The organism is Paenibacillus xylanexedens, from assembly GCF_017874615.1.
Classification (GTDB): domain Bacteria; phylum Bacillota; class Bacilli; order Paenibacillales; family Paenibacillaceae; genus Paenibacillus; species Paenibacillus xylanexedens.
Window position 1 is genome coordinate 332,195 of the sequence record NZ_JAGIKV010000004.1, and the last position, 19,921, is coordinate 352,115.

18 protein-coding genes and 1 pseudogene are annotated in these 19,921 nt (G+C 46.2%); 7 read left to right on the plus strand and 12 right to left on the minus strand.

Annotated elements, in window-relative coordinates:
• Positions 1-22: 22 nt before the first annotated feature.
• Genes hemY through hemE form a run of 3 tightly spaced genes read right to left on the minus strand, consistent with a single transcriptional unit; the run spans position 23 to position 3,454 of the window.
• Complete coding sequence (gene hemY / locus J2Z28_RS07560) at positions 23-1,447, minus strand: protoporphyrinogen oxidase (protein WP_211081775.1); 1,425 nt, start codon at positions 1,445-1,447, stop codon at positions 23-25.
• Positions 1,447-2,397 carry a ferrochelatase gene (gene hemH / locus J2Z28_RS07565; RefSeq protein ID WP_211081776.1) on the minus strand — a complete coding sequence of 317 codons (951 nt, stop codon included), beginning with the start codon at positions 2,395-2,397 and terminating at the stop codon, positions 1,447-1,449. The genes hemY and hemH overlap by 1 nt, the downstream gene beginning before the upstream one ends.
• Positions 2,390-3,454: a uroporphyrinogen decarboxylase gene (gene hemE / locus J2Z28_RS07570; RefSeq protein ID WP_047842363.1), complete on the minus strand. Its 1,065-nt coding sequence runs from the start codon at positions 3,452-3,454 to the stop codon at positions 2,390-2,392. The genes hemH and hemE overlap by 8 nt, the downstream gene beginning before the upstream one ends.
• 204 nt (positions 3,455-3,658) lie before the next feature.
• Between hemE and J2Z28_RS07575 the strand changes: the two genes are divergently transcribed.
• Positions 3,659-4,870, plus strand: a complete 1,212-nt coding sequence (locus J2Z28_RS07575; protein ID WP_211081777.1) for an MFS transporter — start codon at positions 3,659-3,661, stop codon at positions 4,868-4,870.
• A 115-nt stretch (positions 4,871-4,985) separates the two neighbouring features.
• On the opposite strand, the gene J2Z28_RS07580 is transcribed toward J2Z28_RS07575, so the two are convergent.
• Positions 4,986-6,188, minus strand: coding sequence for a cytochrome P450 (locus tag J2Z28_RS07580; protein WP_211081778.1), 1,203 nt, complete (start codon positions 6,186-6,188; stop codon positions 4,986-4,988).
• A gap of 486 nt (positions 6,189-6,674) precedes the next feature.
• On the opposite strand from J2Z28_RS07580, the gene J2Z28_RS07585 reads away from it, so the two are divergent.
• Positions 6,675-7,889 (plus strand): asparaginase, encoded by a 1,215-nt coding sequence (locus J2Z28_RS07585; protein WP_211081779.1) that lies wholly within the window; start codon positions 6,675-6,677, stop codon positions 7,887-7,889.
• 525 nt (positions 7,890-8,414) lie between these two features.
• Here the strand turns inward: J2Z28_RS07585 and J2Z28_RS07590 are convergent.
• On the minus strand, positions 8,415-9,047 hold the full coding sequence (locus tag J2Z28_RS07590) for an O-methyltransferase (protein ID WP_211081780.1): 633 nt from the start codon (positions 9,045-9,047) through the stop codon (positions 8,415-8,417).
• Positions 9,048-9,286: 239 nt separating this feature from the next.
• On the opposite strand from J2Z28_RS07590, the gene J2Z28_RS07595 reads away from it, so the two are divergent.
• The 4 genes and pseudogenes from J2Z28_RS07595 to J2Z28_RS07610 all read left to right on the plus strand — a co-directional run bounded on the left by J2Z28_RS07595 (position 9,287) and on the right by J2Z28_RS07610 (position 13,978).
• Positions 9,287-10,441, plus strand: a complete 1,155-nt coding sequence (locus J2Z28_RS07595) for a THUMP domain-containing class I SAM-dependent RNA methyltransferase (RefSeq protein ID WP_076249918.1) — start codon at positions 9,287-9,289, stop codon at positions 10,439-10,441.
• 215 nt (positions 10,442-10,656) lie between these two features.
• Positions 10,657-12,657, plus strand: a complete 2,001-nt coding sequence (locus J2Z28_RS07600; RefSeq protein ID WP_211081781.1) for an LTA synthase family protein — start codon at positions 10,657-10,659, stop codon at positions 12,655-12,657.
• 85 nt (positions 12,658-12,742) lie between these two features.
• Positions 12,743-13,170, plus strand: a pseudogene (locus J2Z28_RS07605) (cytidine deaminase).
• 82 nt (positions 13,171-13,252) lie between these two features.
• On the plus strand, positions 13,253-13,978 hold the full coding sequence (locus J2Z28_RS07610) for a DsbA family oxidoreductase (protein WP_211081782.1): 726 nt from the start codon (positions 13,253-13,255) through the stop codon (positions 13,976-13,978).
• Between the two features lie 296 nt (positions 13,979-14,274).
• Here the strand turns inward: J2Z28_RS07610 and J2Z28_RS07615 are convergent, their stop codons facing one another.
• Positions 14,275-15,105: an aldo/keto reductase gene (locus J2Z28_RS07615; RefSeq protein WP_211081783.1), complete on the minus strand. Its 831-nt coding sequence runs from the start codon at positions 15,103-15,105 to the stop codon at positions 14,275-14,277.
• A 305-nt stretch (positions 15,106-15,410) separates the two neighbouring features.
• Between J2Z28_RS07615 and J2Z28_RS07620 the strand changes: the two genes are divergently transcribed.
• Positions 15,411-15,809, plus strand: a complete 399-nt coding sequence (locus J2Z28_RS07620) for a hypothetical protein (RefSeq protein WP_211081784.1) — start codon at positions 15,411-15,413, stop codon at positions 15,807-15,809.
• A 99-nt stretch (positions 15,810-15,908) separates the two neighbouring features.
• Here the strand turns inward: J2Z28_RS07620 and J2Z28_RS07625 are convergent, their stop codons facing one another.
• The 6 genes from J2Z28_RS07625 to J2Z28_RS07650 all read right to left on the minus strand — a co-directional run bounded on the left by J2Z28_RS07625 (position 15,909) and on the right by J2Z28_RS07650 (position 19,899).
• Entirely contained in the window at positions 15,909-16,130 is a 222-nt protein-coding gene (locus J2Z28_RS07625; protein WP_017689421.1) for a YuzB family protein, read from the minus strand.
• Between the two features lie 21 nt (positions 16,131-16,151).
• Positions 16,152-16,454: a heme biosynthesis protein HemY gene (locus J2Z28_RS07630; protein WP_017689422.1), complete on the minus strand. Its 303-nt coding sequence runs from the start codon at positions 16,452-16,454 to the stop codon at positions 16,152-16,154.
• Positions 16,455-16,596: 142 nt separating this feature from the next.
• Positions 16,597-16,854, minus strand: coding sequence for a hypothetical protein (locus J2Z28_RS07635; RefSeq protein WP_017689423.1), 258 nt, complete (start codon positions 16,852-16,854; stop codon positions 16,597-16,599).
• 196 nt (positions 16,855-17,050) lie between these two features.
• Positions 17,051-18,262 (minus strand): M14 family metallopeptidase, encoded by a 1,212-nt coding sequence (locus J2Z28_RS07640; protein ID WP_211081785.1) that lies wholly within the window; start codon positions 18,260-18,262, stop codon positions 17,051-17,053.
• Between the two features lie 228 nt (positions 18,263-18,490).
• Entirely contained in the window at positions 18,491-19,300 is an 810-nt protein-coding gene (racE, locus tag J2Z28_RS07645) for a glutamate racemase (protein WP_076249991.1), read from the minus strand.
• A gap of 221 nt (positions 19,301-19,521) precedes the next feature.
• Positions 19,522-19,899: a YtxH domain-containing protein gene (locus J2Z28_RS07650; RefSeq protein WP_211081786.1), complete on the minus strand. Its 378-nt coding sequence runs from the start codon at positions 19,897-19,899 to the stop codon at positions 19,522-19,524.
• Positions 19,900-19,921: the final 22 nt, after the last annotated feature.

Consider the following 19,921-nt stretch of genomic DNA (forward strand, 5'->3'; position numbering starts at 1 on the left):
TGAGACAGCTCTCTTGCTGTACTTAATCTGCTGTAAGCTCTTGTGTAGCCTGAACAGACATTTCCTTCGCTTGTCTGATGCAATCAGGCAAGCCTACGCCCTCATAACCTGCACCTGCAATGTAAACACCCGGTAATTTGCTGCCAAGCTCCTCACGGAGGGCGGCAATATGTTGAAGGTGTCCCACCGGATACTGTGGCATGGATTTACGTAGCCTTGTAATCTCGGAGAAGATCGGCACTGCTTCAATACCCATCGTCTCTCTCAGATCCTTGAGAACGAGATTCGTCAGCGCTTCATCCGGAAGCTCTACGTTCTGTTCGTCACCGGAGCGACCAACATAACAGCGGAGCAGTACTTTATCATCCGGGCTCGTATGCAGCCATTTCGTCGATGTCCACGTGCAAGCAGTAATATTCCGCCCCTCTTTCCGCGGAACGAGGAAACCCGACCCGTCGAATACATGCTCCACCTCTTTTTTCTCAAAAGCGAGCACTACATTGGCTACAGACACATAGTTAATCGCATCCAGTGCCGCTGTATCAACGTGAGGCTTCAGCAGCTCCGACGCAACATATGTTGGCACAGTAACCACTACATCATCCGCTTCTAGCTGTTCACCATTCTCCAGTTCAACACGGTATCTGGTCTGCGCTCCATCAAGGCGTTGCAGCGACTTCACAGCAGTGTTCAGACGTTGATCCACATCCTGCAGCTCATGGACGAGTGCATGAACAAGGCTCTGAAGTCCCTGGCGAAAGTTCAGAAAGGCACTTCGTTTTGTTCCGGTATGCGTCTCAGCCGGTTTGCGACCCGTCATCATGCCCCGGATCAAGCTGCCGTAATCGCGCTCTACTTCTCCGAACTGCGGGAAGGTAGCCTGGAGGCTCAATCGCCGCATATCACCTGCATAGATTCCTGCGAGCAGTGGTTCCGTCAAGTTCTCCAGCACTTCTGCTCCAAGACGACGTTCAATCATATAACTGAGCGATTCATCCTCTGTTGTACGACGCGGCGGGATGACAAAATCCATCAACGCCCGCAGTTTGCCTGCCGGAGAGACCAGACCACTTCTCAGGAATGGTCTTAGTTCTGTCGGGATACCGAGAACAAGTCCTGCTGGCATAGGATGAAGCTTGCCACGCTGCATGATATACGTTTTCTTCGACTCCGGATTCTGACTGACCAATTCATGATCAATCTCCAATTCTTTGGCAAGATCAATCATTGCTGTTTTGCGAGCCAGGAAAGAATCGGGCCCTTTTTCAATCACAAATCCATCCCGGTGCAGTGTTTCAATCATGCCTCCCATGGACGAGCTTTTCTCGACCAAAGTAATCACAGGTTCAACTCCTGCTTCCCGGTAATGCTTGCGGATATAAAATGCCGCGCTGAGGCCGGTAAGGCCACCGCCGACAACAACAACACGGCGTTTCTTATCACCCATTACTCATCCGACCCTTGCTGCCATCGGCTTATAATAACGTCGCTTAACGTCTCCATGTATAGAGGATCGCTATTGAGAGAATCAATACGCATCAGGCGCATGTCGATCTCTTTGGCAATCGATTTGGCCTCAATATCAAGATCATAGAGCACTTCGAGATGATCCGAGACAAACCCGATTGGTGCCACAAGCACATCCTCTACCTGTTCACGAGAAAGCTCCTGTAACGTATCCAGAATATCCGGTCCAAGCCAAGGCTCAGCTGTTCGTCCGGCACTCTGCCACGTAAATTGCCAATTGGTTATTCCTACACGTGATGCAATCACTTCCGAAGTCTCCAGCAATTGTTGCGGGTATGGATCACCCATCTCCACAATACGTGCCGGCAGACTGTGCGCACTAAACAACACCTTCACATCTCCGCGTTTTGCTCCAGCTTCTTCGAACGCATCCAACTTGGCACTGACACGTGTGGACAACGCCTGAATTAACTTCGGATGCAGATGATAACTCTCAATAAAGGACATATGAACGCCCATCTCTTCTGCTTTTTCACGCGCACGTTTGATATAACTGCCTACACTCATCGTGGAAAAATGAGGAGCCAGTACAATACCAATCGCTGTCTGAATTCCATCCTTCGCCATCTGCTCCACGCCATCCTCAATAAACGGATAGGCATGCTTCAGACCTTGATAACAACGGAATTCCACATCAGTGCCACGCTCATCGCGATTTAATGTCTCTTGTAGGGCCTTGACCTGATTGTCTGTGTTCTCCCGAAGTGGGAAAACACCGCCAACAATGGCTTCATAACGATCCGTCAGTTCTTTCAATTGCTCTGGTTCAGGCGGACGTCCTCTGCGGATATGTGTGTAATACGCTTCAACACTCTCCATATTTTCTGGTGTGCCATACGACATCACCAGTACACCTATCGTATTAGTCATTAGATACCGTCACCCCAGTCTTCAATGCTTCGGCAGAATATTCATGAATATAAGCCGTTAGTTCTCTGAGCTTCTCTAGCGATGCTTCAGGAAATAATCCGTGTCCGAGGTTGAAAATATAACCCGGCTCCTTGATTCCTTCGTCAATAATCACTTTGGCTTGCTCTTTAATCAGTTCCATCGGGGCAGTCAGCAAATATGGGTCCAGGTTACCCTGTACTGCAAATTTGCCGCCAAGACGTTGACGCCCTTCCGAAATGGATACTCTCCAGTCCAATCCAATCACATCGGCTTGCAAATTATGCAGCGCTGGCAACAATTCGCCTGATGCAACACCAGGGAAATAAATCTTCGGTACATTCAAATCGGATAATTCGGTAAAGATACGGGTAATCGTAGGCAACACATATGTTCTGAAGTCTTTGGGAGAAAGTGCTCCAACCCAGCTGTCAAACAACTGGAATGCCTTACCGCCATTCGCAATATGCGCACGGACATATGTAATAACCATATCACCAAGCTTCTGCATCAGCTTATGCCACACCTCAGGCTCGCTGTACATCATCGTTTTGGTGCGGATATAACCTTTCGAAGGTCGGCCTTCAATCAGATAACTCGCAATCGTGAATGGTGCGCCCGCAAACGTAATAAGAGGCACATCAAGCTCCTTATCCAGAATTCGAATGGTTTCCAGAATATGTGACAGATCTCCTTCTACGTCGATGGGACGCAGCCGATCCACATCTGCAGCCGAACGAATAGGATTATCAATAACTGGACCAATATTTTTTACAATGTCAAAATCAATGCCCAGAGAGGCAACCGGATTCATAATATCGGAATACAAAATAGCCGCATCTACACCAAGTTTGCGTACCGGCATGAGTGTAACTTCAGCCGCCAGCTCGGGTTGTTTGCAGATCTCTAGCAAGGAGTACTTTTCTTTAATTTTGCGATATTCAGGATCGTAACGTCCAGCTTGACGCATGTACCATACCGGGACACGGTCTACCTGTTGTTTGAAACTTGCCCGAATCAGTCGATCATTATAGCTCATGTAAGAAGCCTCCAATAGTTTTTGGACTCATAATTACCATTATGCCCTTTTTAAACAGCCGTAACAACCACATGCAGATGCGTTCTACGTGACAATACTATGACATTCCTTACACCCATCCCTCATATGCCAATTATGTTATAATGAAAGAATGGTGTTTTTTTGAGAATTACAGAAATATCTTTGAAAGGAAGTGAAAGCACTTTGAAAACGTGGAAAGTAAACCTCATTGTGCTTTGGTTCGGACAATTTTTGGTCAATTCGGGCATGACCATGATTACCCCATTTTTGTCTCTTTATCTCGCAAGAGATCTGGGCGTTGTTGGCGAACATGAAATTGGCATTTGGGCGGGATTTATTTTTGCAGCCAATTTCCTCACCTCATTTTTGTTCCAACCACTCTGGGGAAAGTTATCGGACAAGTACGGCCGTAAAGTTATGCTGCTGCGTTCGGGATTCGGGATGGCCATCGTAATTGCCCTTATGGGTCTGGCACAGAATCCTTGGCAGCTTCTCTTATTACGTTTGCTTAACGGTACCATCTCCGGTTTCAATCCAGCGGCTGTTGCGCTGATATCAGGTACCACTCCGAAAGACCGCATGGGTTTTGCCATGGGAATCAGTCAGTCCGGGCAGGTTGCCGGCACCATCCTGGGTCCACTCATTGGTGGCTTGTTAGCGGATGCGGTAGGCTTCCGCCCCATTTTCTACATTACAGGTGGACTGATTTTTGTTGCTTCCATGCTCGCCATGTTCCTGGTGAGAGAGAAATTTGACCGTCAAGAAGCAGCCAAACTGCCGGCACAATCCGTATTATCCGGTCTGAAGGAATTGAACAAGTCACCTCAACTGCCCGCACTGTTTGCTGTGACATTTCTGTTGCAGTTTGCGATGATTAGCCCCATGTCACTCTTGCCGCTGTATGTGCAAAAATTGCATGCTTCGGATGTAAACGTGGCCTTCTGGGCAGGACTTGTCGGTGCAGTTACGGGACTATCCAATATGGCTATGTCTCCGATTCTCGGGAAGCTGAGTGACCGGATTGGTCCTCACAAGGTGCTGACGTTCTCCCTCATAGGAACAGGACTCATGCTTATCCCGCAGGCATTTGTTCAGACCGTGTGGCAGCTCATTATAGTTCGTTTCATGATGGGTGTGTTCATGGGTGGCCTGCTTCCAAGCGTTAATGCCCTGATCCGTTCCTATACATCCGATAGCATGATCAGCCGTGCATTCAGTTTTAATACGAGTACTCTGGCGCTGGGCAACATGCTTGGAGCGATCATTGGAGGATTTATGGCAGGATTCATCGGGATCGAAGGTCTATTTATCGTATCTGGCGGACTGCTGCTGCTTAATATGGTTTGGGTCCGATTCAAATTGTATAACAAACCTGCTTCTATTCGGGAATCCTGATTCCCTATCCATTTCTTAATGAGTCGATATAAACGTTTTATCAGAAAAAGCCGCTTCCAGCGCCTAATGGGCCTGAAAGCGGCTTTTGTCATTCATGTGCCATTCATTTAATTATTTATCTATTTATTAGATTGAATTGTATAGGATAATGCTTCACACCAAACACAAAGGCACTTTGTATCGGTTGCAGAGCCGTTCCCGGCATAAGCTGAATGTTTCCCATGTGCTGAAGCAATGTATGAAGAACTACCCTTGCCTCCAAACGAGCGAGTGGTGCACCCAAACAAAAATGAATGCCAAAACCAAAGCCCATATGCCTGTTCGGCTTGCGATCAGAGATGAAATCTTCCGGGTGTTCAAATTGTGTACTGTCCCGATTGGCTGCTCCAACCCAGGAAATCACCTGCTCTCCAGCTTGAATCGTCTGACCATTCAACTCTACAGTTTCCTTGGCGACCCGTCCAATCGCGACAATTGGCGGATAATATCTCAGCGTCTCTTCAATCGCAGAAGTAATCCGCTCAGGATGTTCGCGCAACTCCTGTTGTAGCTCGGGTTGTTCAGACAGAATACGAACCGCATTGGTAATCAGGTTGGTTGTTGTTTCATTACCGGCAGCAAGTAATAGAATACAGAAGCCTACCACTTCATCTGAAGTCAATTGCTGACCATCAATCTCCGCAGCAAGCAGTAATGAGATCAGATCATCCTTTGGCTGCAACCGACGTTCTTCCATAATGTCAGTAAAATAGATATGCAACTCCTGCATATTTCTTTTTTTCTCCTCCAATAACTCCTGGAAGGCCTGTTCACTATCATCACGTGCGCCTTTCACCAATACATCAGACCAGTCTTTGAACTTTTGACGATCCGCCGCAGGGACTCCGATCAATTCCGCAATGACAATGACAGGCAATGGTGTTGCGAGATCATCAATAAGTTCCATATGTCCTTCTGAAAGGTGTGGAGCAATTAACTCATCTGTGATTTCCTGAATACGCGGAGCCAATGCTTCAATTGCCTTGGGTGTAAACGCCTGGTTCACCAGATCACGCAGCTGTTTGTGTTTGGGAGGGTCTGTTGTCAACATGCTCGTATTGGCACGATCACGTGCAGAAGAGAACAGTTTCGGATTTTTCAGAACGTACTTCACATCTTCATAACCAAAAACATCCCAACATTCTCGATGCTCATCATAGCGGACTGGAGTGTTATCACGAAGTTCTGCATACACCTTGAAGGGAGATAACCTCTCTTCCAAAGTCTCCAGTTCCCGAATCGGAATGTAATTTGCATACTTTCTCGGTGCCTGTTTCATCGTTTCTCCTCCAATCAATATTATATATTTATTTACATATGTTGATCACCCCTATTATAAACATAACTCTATAACGAAACCACTCTTTAGACCGTAATTGAGCCCCATTACCTAATATGCGTTACTATCATCCTCTCATTCTGTTACCTACTTCTGATATGAGTCCCAATTCGACATTTTTTTATTAAAACACTTCTTTTTATCAGGACAAAAGACTCAATATGTAATATTAACTAACATTATAAAGACTTATTTTTCTTGAAAACTCCTAAAACCAGCTCTTATATATCTATATCAGAATGAATATTCTTTCATAATTCCTTATAAACAATCATTTTACTCTCATTATCTATGAATGTAACCGATTACTCTATGCTTATCTACGTTTGTCATATTACTTAACATGAAATACAATCAATTTGAAATGGTATACATATTCTTCTTAACAAACTTAACATCACACTTACTTGAAGGAGAGTGCTATTCATGAGTAAAACATCCAATCTTCGTCCCTGGGCCGTATGGAGTACCGCAGCTTTAACAGCATTGACCATCTCGTTGTCCCCCATTGGAACCTACGCTGCGCACGCAGCTACGGTAGAGGTGAAAGGCACAACAGGCGCTGTTCAGACAACAACAACAACTACCCCGGCTCGTAATACTTCCATCCCTGCAATACCGGACTCTTCCAAACAATCTGCACTTCCTAATGTATTGGTGATTGGAACTGGCGGAACGATTGCCGGTCAATCCGAGGACGCCACCAGCTTCCAGAATTACAAGGCAGGTACACTTCCCATTGGAGAGATGGTAGACGCCTTACCGGATAAACAGAAGATTGCTGATGTTAGCACACTCCAATTCGGAAACTCAGGTTCAGGTTCCTATAGCATGACCGACCTCTATGACTTGTCGCAGACGGTAGACAAAGCTCTAGCAACGTATGACAGTGTTGTCGTTACCACGGGTACAGATACAATGGAAGAAATCGCTTATTTCCTCGATATGACGGTTCAGAGTGACAAACCTGTCGTGATCACAGGCTCCATGCGTCCATGGACCGTCATCGGTTCTGACGCTCAAGCCAATCTGTACAATGCCATCAAACTTGCAGGCAGTGGTCGTACCACTTCATTTGGCACAGTACTCATGTTGAATGACACAATCCAGCTTGCTCGCGGTGTAACCAAGACGAATGATTATCGGACAGATACGTTTGAAACACCGATGCTCGGAGCTGTAGGATATATTGATGAAGAAAACATTCGAATCTACCGTGCTCCTGCACGTGCCTTGAAACCTGAAGGGACAGCGAAGCCCGTATTTGATCTAAGTAAAATCACAAAGGCAGATCTGGCCAAAGTAGAAATTGCGATCTCGTACCAAGAAGCTGGCGGCGGAGCCATTGAAGGATTCGTGAGCAGCGGTGCCAAAGGAATCGTGACTTCCGGTACCGGAGCTGGCGGTATATCCAGAGCTATGGGACAAGCTCGTACCAAAGCCATTGAAGAAGGTGTCATCTTTGTGACCACCACTCGGACGGGTTCAGGAAGTGTGTATGGCGGCGGCAAAGGTATCATTGCAGGCGACAACCTGAGTCCACAACAAGCTCGTGTATTATTGATGTTGGGCTTGTCCTTCAGTGACGATTTTGACACCATCAAAAAATGGTTTGAAACGTACGGAACACCTGAAGTATAAATCGAACTACTACAACGATATCTGTAAATACAAAGAAAGAGACGATACTCCCTGTGATTCAAGGTGTGTCGTCTCTTCTTTGTGTGTTTTCAGATTTTATGATTATTTTTTTAGTTAAATAAAACCTGAACAGATAAACAACAAAGAAAACTAGGGTTGCAATATGTAAAATATAAACTGGCAGTATTAAAAAGGGCGTGTATACGTTAAGAAAATGAAATACGAAACCTGAGATCAGAAGCAAAGAAAGAAAAATAAATAAAGGTCTCAATTCAACACCTCCATATATAGAAATTTATAACTTTTTATATACAATGTTACCATAAAATTACCTGAAAGTTAGTTATGATCTCTTCTTCACTAAAAAATCAATTCATTTTTAGATAAACCTCAATAAAAACTCATTCTCAACAATCAATATTTTTCACACTAAAAAAACTCCGTACAGAATCACGATCCACCTCACAAATATAAGAGCGTGAGATCGTGTTTCATCGGAGTTTTATCTTTAGGAAATATCCACTTTTACTTCACCCAGGCAAGTACCAGCCCATCGTAATCGGGCAACATGGTCGTCACCAGGCGCGGGTCACTTGCCATCTGTTCATTGAAACGGCGAACAGCAAGCACGGCCGGGCCCTGCTTGTCAGGATTCAGTGTACGACCACGCAGGAAACAATTATCACCTACAATGACAGCACCTGGCCGGGCCAGCTTAATGGCATAATCGAGATATACCGGATAATTCTCCTTGTCTGCATCAATAAAGAAGAAATCAAATGTGCGACCTTCCTGCTCCAATTGCTCCAGGCTATCTGCCGCCGGGCCAATGCGGTACTCCACCGTTTCGCCAAAACCGCCTTCTTCCAGATGACCACGCGCCATTGCTGCATATTCCTCTTTCAGTTCCAGCGAAGTCAGGGTTCCATTCTCACGCAAACCACGCGCAATGCAGATCCCACTGTAACCGCCCAGCACGCCGATTTCGAGCGCAGCTTCTGCTTTGGATGTCTTCGCTAGAAACGTGAGCAATCGTCCATACGCCGCAGCAACCGAAACTTCCGGCATACCGTTCGAACGGATGGCCTCTTTCACTTTCAGCAAAAGCTCATCTTCTTGAAATAATTGATTTACATATTCATCAGGGGTCAGATTCACCACTAAAATCCTCCTTGGACACTTGGACTGCTTTCCATATGGATGCCAATGTTCTATAATAAATGTTTGTTATCAACACAGGCGGTTGACTGATGCATCACTTCGAAAGAGGAGTGCATACGTTCACCGCATTTCTCATTGTAAGTTTTTTCACGGAAAGCGGCAAGGCCGCACCGTTACTATACAGCAGAGAGAAGGATATTCCTTCTCCAGCTTGAAATGGAGTTGAAATGAATCACATGGCTCAATTGCAATTGATTGCAACCTCGGCGATGGGACTCGAGGCTGTTGTTGCCCGGGAACTGAAGCAACTGGGGTATGAAGATGTTACGATCGACAATGGACGGGTTTTCTTCACAGGAGATTATATTGATATTTGCCGTTGTAACCTGTGGCTGAGAAGTTCGGATCGCGTATTGGTGAAAATGGGTGAATTCCCTGCCACGACTTTCGACGAATTGTTTGAAGGCACCAAAGCACTACCTTGGGAAGAGTGGATTCCAGCCGATGGCGAATTCCCTGTAGAGGGTCGTTCTCAAAAATCCCAGTTAAGCAGTGTGCCTGCATCACAAGGGATCGTGAAAAAAGCAATCGTAGAGAAACTGAAGCTGACTTATGACACGGAGTGGTTCCCAGAGGATGGGTCTCGTTATGTGATTGAGGTCATTCTGCTGAACGATCGCGCCCTGCTTACTTTAGATACAACGGGACCAGGTCTGCATAAACGGGGTTATCGTAAACTCGTTACCGAAGCGCCACTCAAAGAAACACTTGCTGCCGCTCTTATTCAGCTCAGTCGCTGGAATGTATCCCGTCCATTCTATGACCCATGCTGTGGATCAGGCACAATGCTGATCGAAGCCGCTATGATCGGCTGGAACATTGCACCAGGACTTCGTCGGACCTTCAACTCTGAGGACTGGGCTGTCATTCCTGAAGAATTATGGGAACAGGCGCGCGAAGAAGCATTTGATGCTGTTCGTGACGATATCCCGTTACAGATTTCAGGTAGCGATATTGATCCGGAAGCGATTGAAGTTGCTATGGCAGCGATCAAAAGTGCTGGGTTCGCCAAAGATATTGAAGTCAGCGTCCTGCCCGCTCATCGCGCAAGACCACAGGGTGAATATGGTGTCATCATTACCAATCCCCCATATGGTGAACGTTTGAGTGAAGAAAAAGAAGTTCAGAAGTTGCTCCGCTCATTAGGGCGCAGTTACCTCGACATGCCAACATGGTCCTTTTTTGCCATCACGTCGACCAAAGCTTTCGAGGAGTATTTCGGTCATAAGGCAGACAAACGTCGCAAGTTGTTCAACGGACGAATTGAAACCCAGTACTATCAGTATTTGGGCCCACTGCCCCCACGAAATAAAACACCACAATCTTCATAGTTGTTTCGAATACAAAGTGCTCCTGCCATCCATGGCCGGGGCGCTTTTTTTTGTGCACTTTTCCGATCATATGAATTCTCCGTCATCGGCCTTCGTCTGGACCGGATTCGATTCTCCCTGAGGCATAGTTGAAAACGCTTGAGGCCACGCTATAATGAATGGAGCCCTATTTTACATTCCGATAACAAAACAACAAAAGCAAGGAGGACATACATATGGTTGTCACTCGGCCTAAGCGCAGCTCCATGCCACGCGGGCTTTTAAATCATCCATTAACGTTATATCTTATTTTTCTTGTGCTCATGCTGCTCAAACTCATGTGGCTCCATCACAATCTTCACGCTTATAACATTACGATGGGACTGCTGGATAAAGTCATTGCCATTGGATCTTTACTACTCCTGTCCTTTTGGACCTGGTTGTTGCCACGTAGAGGCATGATCTTGTCTCTCGCCATGCTTAACCTGCTGCTTACCGCACTAATCTACGCCGATATGGTGTATTATCGCTATTTCCAGGATTTCTTGACCATCCCGGTATTGTTGCAAGCCAGACAAGTAGACGCATTGGGTGACAGCATCGCTACATTGATCTACACAAGCGATCTCTGGTTCTTTGCTGATTGGCTTGTCGTCATTCCATTCACAGCTATTGTACTATTCAGCAGACGTTACCGTTCGAAGCACACCAGTCCGTCTGTTCATGGCTATGGGAGTTATTCGTACAACGGTGGCAAGGCGCGGATGCACCGCCGTCTCACTGCTGGCAGCATTGCCCTTGTGCTGGGACTTGGCCTCGCGGTTGGCCCGATTTATTTCTACAGTAAAACATGGGCCAAAGGCCTGTTCGATAACAACTGGTGGAATGTATCCATGTATAACGTAACCGGACTGCTCGCTTTTCACGGTTATGATCTGTACAACTATGCCAAAGACCACATCGGCTCCGGGCCGCAGGCTGAACCCGCTGATGTTGAGCAAGCAAAGGCATTCTTCGCTGAAAGGCAAAGAACTGCCCCGCAGAATGATGCCTTGTTTGGCAAATATAAAGACAGCAATGTCATCATTGTTCAGGGTGAGGCTTTTATGAACTTCATGATTGGTCAGAGCATTGGCGGTCAGGAGATCACACCCCATTTTAATGAACTGATGAAGGAAAGTCAGTATTATAGTCACTTTTACCACCAGACCGGGCAGGGCAGAACGTCAGATGCCGATTTTGGCGCAAACATTTCCCTGCATCCACTTCCGGTTGGATCAGCGTTTGTACGCTATGCAGACCATACGTATGATTCCCTTCCTTCCATTCTGAAGGATAACGGGTACAGCACCAACGTATTTCACGCTTATGAGAGTGGCTTCTGGAATCGGTATACGATGTATCAGAATATGAAGTACGACAAGTTTTATAGTAAAAATGATTTTGCACAGGATGACCCACTTGGTTGGTCCCTGTCTGACGAATCCTTTTTCCGTCAATCCGTTGAGAAAATGAGTAGTGAGGTGACCGAACCGTTCTATTCCTTCCTCATTACACTCAGCAGTCACCATCCATACGCCTTACCTAAAGAGAAACAGCAACTGGATGTAGGCGAGTTCCAGGGGACCATGTTCGGAAACTATCTGCAATCCGTTCATTACGTGGATTCGGCACTCGGCAAGATGGTCGAGGATCTGAAAAATCGGGGATTATGGGAAAATACCATTTTTATGTTTTACGGAGACCACGACAACTCAATTAAGGAACAATCACAATACGAACAGTTCCTGGGACGTTCGCTGAACGAACTGGATATGACACAGATCATGAACGAGGTTCCTCTGCTCGTGCATTTACCGGACGGAGCAGCTGCCGGAACCATCGACGAACCTTCGGGACAACTGGACATCACGCCATCCGTATTGCATCTGCTCGGCGTGTCCGACCAGTCCTATTATCATATGGGTAACGACGTATACGACGGGTCTTCACGTACGGTTGTGCTGCGTAATGGCACATTCTCGGATGGTTCTGTATTCTATATTCCATCGGATGATTATATCTATGAGAGCGGTGCTTGTTATGACCTGTCCACACGCGACAAAACGGACAGCAATGCTTGCCGCCCCGGTCATGATGAAGCAACCAAACGATTGCATGTCTCGGACACGGTCATTACTTATGATTTGATTCAGCGCTTTCGAGAGGAAGACAGTTCAACAGCAACATCGCAATGAGCAGATCGTAATGACAAACTAAACAAATACACGAAATGAATTGAATTGCATTCAATCAGATTTTAAAAAGGGGAACTCTCATTACATGACATCACACACTGAACCACTCAATATTGAACAGCTATTGTTCGATGCAGCCGCAAACTTTGTGAAGCAACGTTATCCTCAGGGATGGGGCGGTGCGGGTGCCGTCTATACCGAAGCTGGCTCCCTGCTGATTAGTATAGCTCCAGAGGTCATCACGATGCCACGCATCTATGTATGGAAACAGGGGCTTATCTGGAAGCCCACAAATTGAACGAACGCGTCACCCACTCCCTCTGTATCGCTCGTGATGACGAGCATTCAGAATTCAAGGTCCTTACACCTTGTGGTGTATGCCAGGAACGATTATTTTACTGGGGCGAAGAAGTCAAAGCTGCCGTATACGATCCTTCTGGTCAGTTGATCTTCAAAAGATTGGACGAGATTCAACCTTACCATTGGTCCAAGGCATATCGGGATAAAAAGTAATCTCCTTGCGAATTATAGAAAGTGGCTTTATAATTGTAACCATATAAGTTTCAACTAAAAGGATGATGGAGGTTTTAATAAAATGAATATTGAGATATGGTCTGATTTTCTGTGCCCTTTCTGTTATATCGGTAAACGCCGCCTGGAGAATGTACTGGAACAGTTCCCACACCGTGATGAAGTGAAGCTGCAATTCAAAAGCTTCGAGCTTGATCCAAACGCTGCATTGAACCCAGGCAAAACCAATTCGGAATATTTGGCTGCCAAATATAATATGAGCGTGGAACAAGCCAAAGGTATGAATGCCCAGATGAATGCCAATGCTCGTACGGCAGGACTGGAATACAATATCGATGCCATGATTCCTACGAACTCCTTCTCAGCTCACCGCTTGACACACTGGGCAGATACACAAGGCAAAGCACTTGAACTGAGTGAACGGATATTCCAAGCTGTATTTATTGAAGGTAAACACTCCGGCGACACTGAAGTGTTGGCTCAGTTAGCAGTAGAAGTAGGTCTGGATCGTGACGCAGCTACGGCAGTGCTGTCCAGTGATCAATTCACCGACAATGTCCGCGCTGACCAAGCGGAAGGCGAGCAACTCGGCATCCGCGGTGTACCATTCTTCGTATTCGACCGCAAGTTCGCCGTATCGGGCGCTCAGCCGGACGAGGTATTCCTGGATGCCATTCAAAAAGCCTGGGACGACCGTTCCCCTTTCACCATGGTTGAATCCAACACAACAGAAACAGACGGCAGTGGCATCTGCACAGATGACGGCTGCGAAGTCCCGAAAAAAATTTAAGCCAATTCACACACAAAAAGCAGCAGGATCAGGGAGTATCCCCTGACCCTGCTGCTTTTTTATATGCTACACACCACTCAAGCTCATTGTATATATTTGTGTTTGATGAACAGTTACTGTGGAGGGGACGGAATCGATTCTGAAGAAGCGAAGCGTTCGCCTTTGTCTTCAAATTTTATCCTCTGAAAAGAGGAATCAAAAAAAATTTGGAGACAACAGCGATCGAAAGAACGATCCGTAACCGGAACAACCACCAGTAGTTCATCAAACAATTATATTCAATTAGCGCCACCCACTTAATCCCAGAACAGTTGATCTGGATGTGGACCCGTCCGCTTATCCGAATCCAGTGCATCAATCTGTTTCAACTCATCGGGTGACAATTCAAAGTCAAAGATGTCCGCATTCTCACGAATACGCTCCGGGGTAACCGACTTCGGAATCGTCACAATCTGATTCTGAATGTCCCAACGCAGAATAATCTGTGCCGGTGTTTTCCCATATTTCTGTGCCAGTGCTTTGAGGGTGGACTCCTGGTTCAGCTTGCCCTTCATAATAGGACTCCATGCCTCCAGCTGAATCCCCTGCGCTCCGCAGAAATCCTGAAGTTCCTGCTGGATCAGATCCGGATGCAGCTCTACCTGATTTACCGCAGGCACCGTTCCGCCCTCATCTATGATATCTTGCAAATGGTGAACTTGAAAGTTACTCACACCAATCGCACGAATGCTTCCTTCGCTATATAGACGTTCGAATGCTCTCCACGTCTCCTTATACTGGTCTCTGCCAGGCCAGTGAATTAAATAAAGATCAATCACATTCAATCCAAGCGCCTTCTGGCTGGCTTCAAATGCTCTCAATGTTGAATCAAATCCCTGATCCTCGTTCCAGAGTTTGGTCGTCACAAACAGTTCGCTACGGGCAACACCACTGCTTGCAATAGCTTGTCCCACTTCTACCTCATTGCCATAGATGGACGCGGTATCAATACTGCGATATCCAACCTCCAAAGCGGTCTCAACCGCCTGTTGCACTTCCTTACCTTTTGCTTTATATGTTCCAAATCCTAGCCATGGCATCGTTACTCCGTTGTTCAGAATCGTACAATCTGTAATATGTTTTGTCATTCTGTACCTCCCGTATGGAATTTTGCCTGCTCTTATTCTATTAACCTCCTCACAGAATTTTAAGCGACCATTCGACATACTGTCGGAGTAAACCCATGGATCGAGAGTCTTTGCAAAAGATATGAAAAACCCGAAAAGCATTACTGCGCTGCGGGTTCTGGTGTGACAGGAACATTATAAATTCTCTTGACCGTGCTGATTCTGGATTGAATTCAATCGTCTCTTCTTCTTTTGTGTTTTTATCGTAACTTTAGTTGATTACGCTACGTTAATTAGATAATCATGCCGAATCAGGAGGAATTCATTTGAAGAAAATATTACTGACACTTTGCATGTTGCCCTTGCTCATTTGGGTACAAGGCTGCGCTCCAGCTACATATGAGATTGCAGGTTACACTGGCTCATCCATTAACCCAGACATCCCGGTTCCAACCAATGCAAAGCTTATTGAAAACATAGCTTATTCCGATGATCCCAACCTTAAAAAGGGCGTTAAGTATGAGCTTGAACATATTGGGGGTGAGCAAGGACTATACCCACCAATGGATTATTTTCAGAAGTTAGCGGATACAGGTTGGCTAGAATTGGAGGAAAAACGACTGGGAAGTGTACATTTTCTGAAAAAGGATAATACCGTCATCGCCATTGAAATTCAAGAAAACACCTTCCAAATTACTGAAATGATAGAGGATGCCGCATTTTAAAACATCCTATCACTGCTACCTAAACGCAAAAAAGGAGAGGCACATAGCCCCTCCTTGCGGATGTTTGAACTTTTCGTTCACTCACCTTGTTATATCCTATTACTTCACGAACTTTGCGACTTTGGCGAGCACTTCTTCTTCTGTCGGTGCACTGATATACCGACCATTAATAAAGACAAATGCACGTTTCGCGCAAGGACCGCAATAGGATTTGCACCCAATCTTGATCTCCGTGTCTGGAGCCATTTTTTGCAACTTGGGTACAATCGATTTCAGTCGGACATGATTACACTTTTCGCATACGCGGATATCGTTAGCCATGAGTTCCCCTTCTTCGCGCCCTTAGTGGTCGCCGTGATTACCTTGGGACGGATTCGTAATAACAAATCCCTCTTCCGGGAAGTAGAGGTAGTCAATTTTAACACCGTTCAACAAAGGCTGATCATTCGCAAGAATGACATCAATCTCTTTATCGGTAGATACAACCGTATCATTTTCTTTTGGTGTGTCGATATCAAGCCCGTAGTGAGCATGGTCACCATGTGCATGGGTGATAACAACGCGCAGGTTTTTTCCTTCGTTCTCCGGCTTGTCCAATTCAAGCTTCAATACTTTAGCAGCATTACGCGTAATTTTGCAGTTCATTCTCTTCATCTCCTATATTGTAATTGCAAGTTTCAACAATTTCAGCATTCTTAAACTACAGCATCTATTGTAAAGAAAGTTACCGCTCTTCGCAATAACATTGATGCGAATTCAATGTTAAAATGATCCATTGGGCCGCAAATTAAGAAGGTGCCCCCTCCTGAAGCACAGGATATTTACGTTCTGCCCGGCTTACAAACCAGTTCATCAGAATCAAAGTGACCCCGATATCATCGATGGGCATAAACGGCATTACGTCAGGAAGTACCCAGTACAACAGCGCTGGAATAATAAACAACAGCTTTTCTCCCAAAGGAATCTGCGGAGCCCGGAGCAGCCGGGGGAGCCTTTTGAAAACTTGTGTCCATCGTTTGAACGACAGTAGTCTTCTCCACTTCATTTAAATCCCTCCGTATAATTGTATATGTCGCCGAAACGGCACATCCATCATTACCCGTTCGAAAACCATTCAGAACGAATGACGTAACATGCCATTATCAAAAATAATAAAAACGGAACGTCGCTCATAGCGTCCGTTCCTGTTATACGAATGATCTACTGTTAAGTTTCACACCTTTGTAATCCGGGGTCTTGCCTCATTGTCCATTGGATAACAGTTCAGCCAGCAACATTCCCACTTCTATACAAATATCATCAAACTGTTCTACAGGAAGCGGATTAACACCCAATCCAACTTCTACCGTGAAGCCCGGTCTACCGAAATCTTGAATAAACCAGTCCTTGTATCCGGCATCACTGCCACCGAGCTTCACCGCCTTGTAGCCGGAAGCTTTGGCGAGTCTACGCGACAGCGGTCCGCTCTCCCTGGGTTCCAGATCACGGTAGTTCCAATAGATCTCCTGTCCCTGACTATGCAGTGATACAACCGCATCGAATGTGTGTTGCCGCGTCCACTGCGCAAGCGCCTGTGCCTCCGGTTCTGTCAATGGCGCTGTCCCCGCATAATCCCTGGGGCCAGGTGAGGTCATACCTCTTCTCGCTGCTTCTTCATCCCAATGGGCTGGAAATTGATCATTCAGATCCACCCCTCTGATATTGGCCTTCCAATGGGTAAAATGTGATCTGTCCGCATTCCAGGCTAACAACTGCTGTGCATGTGGATGCTGATTGACCACACCTTCCTGAACCAGTTCGACCCCGTCCGGATTAACCATCGGCACGGCCCAGAGTGTCGTCTCTTGCATCCAGCGTTCTGTCTGGTATTGATGCCATGCCCTATGCGCACCATACGCCTCGGCATACTCTTCGATAAACTTCATCAGAACTGCTGTTGTCAACCACTCATTCGCATGAACGGAAGCGTTAACATGGATATGTCTCGACCCTTGCCCAATACGCAAATAAGGCAGCGACTTCCCCATGACACTTGTTCCAATGGACCCCGTTTCAATAAACGAGTATTGATTCTCCAGCTTGTCTATATCCCTGATTAATTCTCGATAACCATACTCTCCCTGAATCTTTACAATAGTTTTTCCATTCGAAGCCGGAATATGAATACAGCGACCAACCCAGTCGGTTATATTGGTAATTTCGGGATTGGCCTGGCGCAACACCTCTTCGTCCAGACCAAATCTCCCCGCAATCTCCCCTACACTTTCTCCAGGCGGTACAGCGTATCTGCGACCTGTCCCGGGGACAATACGCAGCATCTGACCTGCCAGCAAGTATGGCTGGGAAGCCACTTCCGGGTTCAGTGCAGCAAGTAACTCTTTGGTCATATGGTGTGCTGACGCAATTCGCGGCAATGTATCTCCCCGCTGAACAATAATCCACTGTAGATCCATGTTGTTCTCCTTTCCACAGGAAAAGACAGGTCTCCTGTCCAGTTCTGACCAATTTCATGTCTGTAACATATGTATGCAGGTCAGGTTGTCCGTCATGTGACAAGAATCATGTTTATCTCCTGCTAATGCATAATGACGACAAAAAATCCCGGAACTTCACAGTTCCGGGATAGTCCACAACCAAAATACATTAATTAAAAGTCTTATTCATGCATAATTTGAGTATAACTATGATAATTGCGTTACCTGCCAGACAACAGGGGTCTTGGAGATCTGCTCCCCCAACCATCGACGGGTGATATTCTGGAACATACGCGGGTCACCCGTGCAGAAAAATTGATGCACCGGAGTCTCATCCCCACTGGCCAACTTTCGTTTATCATATAAAATCGTACTGATTTCACGTGCCGTTTCATCTGCTGAACTGATTAACTTCACTTCCTGCCCCATAACTTCCTGAATCGTGTCCATGAGAAAGGGATAATGCGTACAACCCAGAATAAGACAATCGATTGGCTGTTGTTTGATCTCGCCCAATGATTGTTCCACCGTATGTGTCGTGTGCTCGGAACGAAATTCACCTTGTTCCACCAACGGCACCAGCGCCGGACAAGCCTGACTGACCACATCAATATAGGGGGACAACTGCTTGAGTGCCGATGTATAAGCCCCACTACCTATGGTACCCGTGGTACCAATCACACCAATACGTCCTGTACGTGTCGCTGTGATTGCGGCCCGCGCACCCGGATGTATAACACCAATGACAGGCATATTCACCTTGCCACGGATATACTCCAACGCGGCTGCTGTTGCTGTGTTACAGGCGATAACGATAACCTTCGGATCGAATTGGATCAAGAAATCAACGATTTGTTCCGTAAATTGTTTTACTTGTTCGGACGAACGGGGTCCGTACGGTGTCCGGGCAGTATCCCCAAAATAAATGATCTTTTCCCGCGGGAGCTGACGCATCACTTCCTTGGCGACGGTCAATCCCCCCACACCGGAGTCTAATATAGCGATTGCTTGCTGCACGAACACACCGCTTCCTTCTTCATTGAATTGGTTCTCAAAACGATTGTTTCTCAGAGCTTTCTTCCTACCGTATGAACATTCCGGCAAAAAGGTACCTACATCTTACCCGATTTCATCGTAGGGTTCAAATTAAATCCACGCGCTACCTCATTTATGTGTGGACACGCAACAAAGCAGACTCTCCTCTAAATAGAGGAAAGCCTGCTTATCCCAAGCTTTGCTTAGTTGTCGTCCTTGGACTCATCCGAAGGAAGCTTCGCTACGATGTCAATTCCGGGTTCATCCACTGTTTTATCGATATCATTATCAACAATGGCTGCCGATATGCGAATTTCTTTCCCTTCAGCGCAATTGCGCCAGGATTGAATATCCTGAATCACGACATCTGCGGTCTCTTTAACTTTGGATACGATCTGCGAACTTTGTTCTCCCACGATACCAGCCAGTTCCTGACCTTTCTCCGATACCTGACGAGCACCTTCTGTAATATCCTGACGAAGTTCACGCCCTGATTTTGGTGCCAGCAATAATGCCGTTACTGAACCAACCACGGAGCCAATAAGAGCTCCCCACAACAAACTTTTGTTAGAATCCTTCACGTCACATCTCTCCCTTTACTAT

Bases quoted from the DNA above. Each gene is read 5' to 3' on its own strand.
- hemY (WP_211081775.1), bottom strand. From the start codon at position 1,447: ATGGGTGATAAGAAACGCCGTGTTGTTGTTGTCGGCGGTGGCCTTACC.
- J2Z28_RS07630 (WP_017689422.1), bottom strand. From the start codon at position 16,454: ATGAACTGCAAAATTACGCGTAATGCTGCTAAAGTATTGAAGCTTGAA.
- hemE (WP_047842363.1), bottom strand. From the start codon at position 3,454: ATGAGCTATAATGATCGACTGATTCGGGCAAGTTTCAAACAACAGGTA.
- J2Z28_RS07585 (WP_211081779.1), top strand. From the start codon at position 6,675: ATGAGTAAAACATCCAATCTTCGTCCCTGGGCCGTATGGAGTACCGCA.
- J2Z28_RS07625 (WP_017689421.1), bottom strand. From the start codon at position 16,130: ATGGCTAACGATATCCGCGTATGCGAAAAGTGTAATCATGTCCGACTG.
- J2Z28_RS07595 (WP_076249918.1), top strand. From the start codon at position 9,287: ATGGCTCAATTGCAATTGATTGCAACCTCGGCGATGGGACTCGAGGCT.
- hemH (WP_211081776.1), bottom strand. From the start codon at position 2,397: ATGACTAATACGATAGGTGTACTGGTGATGTCGTATGGCACACCAGAA.
- J2Z28_RS07580 (WP_211081778.1), bottom strand. From the start codon at position 6,188: ATGAAACAGGCACCGAGAAAGTATGCAAATTACATTCCGATTCGGGAA.
- J2Z28_RS07615 (WP_211081783.1), bottom strand. From the start codon at position 15,105: ATGACAAAACATATTACAGATTGTACGATTCTGAACAACGGAGTAACG.
- J2Z28_RS07610 (WP_211081782.1), top strand. From the start codon at position 13,253: ATGAATATTGAGATATGGTCTGATTTTCTGTGCCCTTTCTGTTATATC.
- J2Z28_RS07635 (WP_017689423.1), bottom strand. From the start codon at position 16,854: ATGAAGTGGAGAAGACTACTGTCGTTCAAACGATGGACACAAGTTTTC.
- J2Z28_RS07600 (WP_211081781.1), top strand. From the start codon at position 10,657: ATGGTTGTCACTCGGCCTAAGCGCAGCTCCATGCCACGCGGGCTTTTA.
- J2Z28_RS07640 (WP_211081785.1), bottom strand. From the start codon at position 18,262: ATGGATCTACAGTGGATTATTGTTCAGCGGGGAGATACATTGCCGCGA.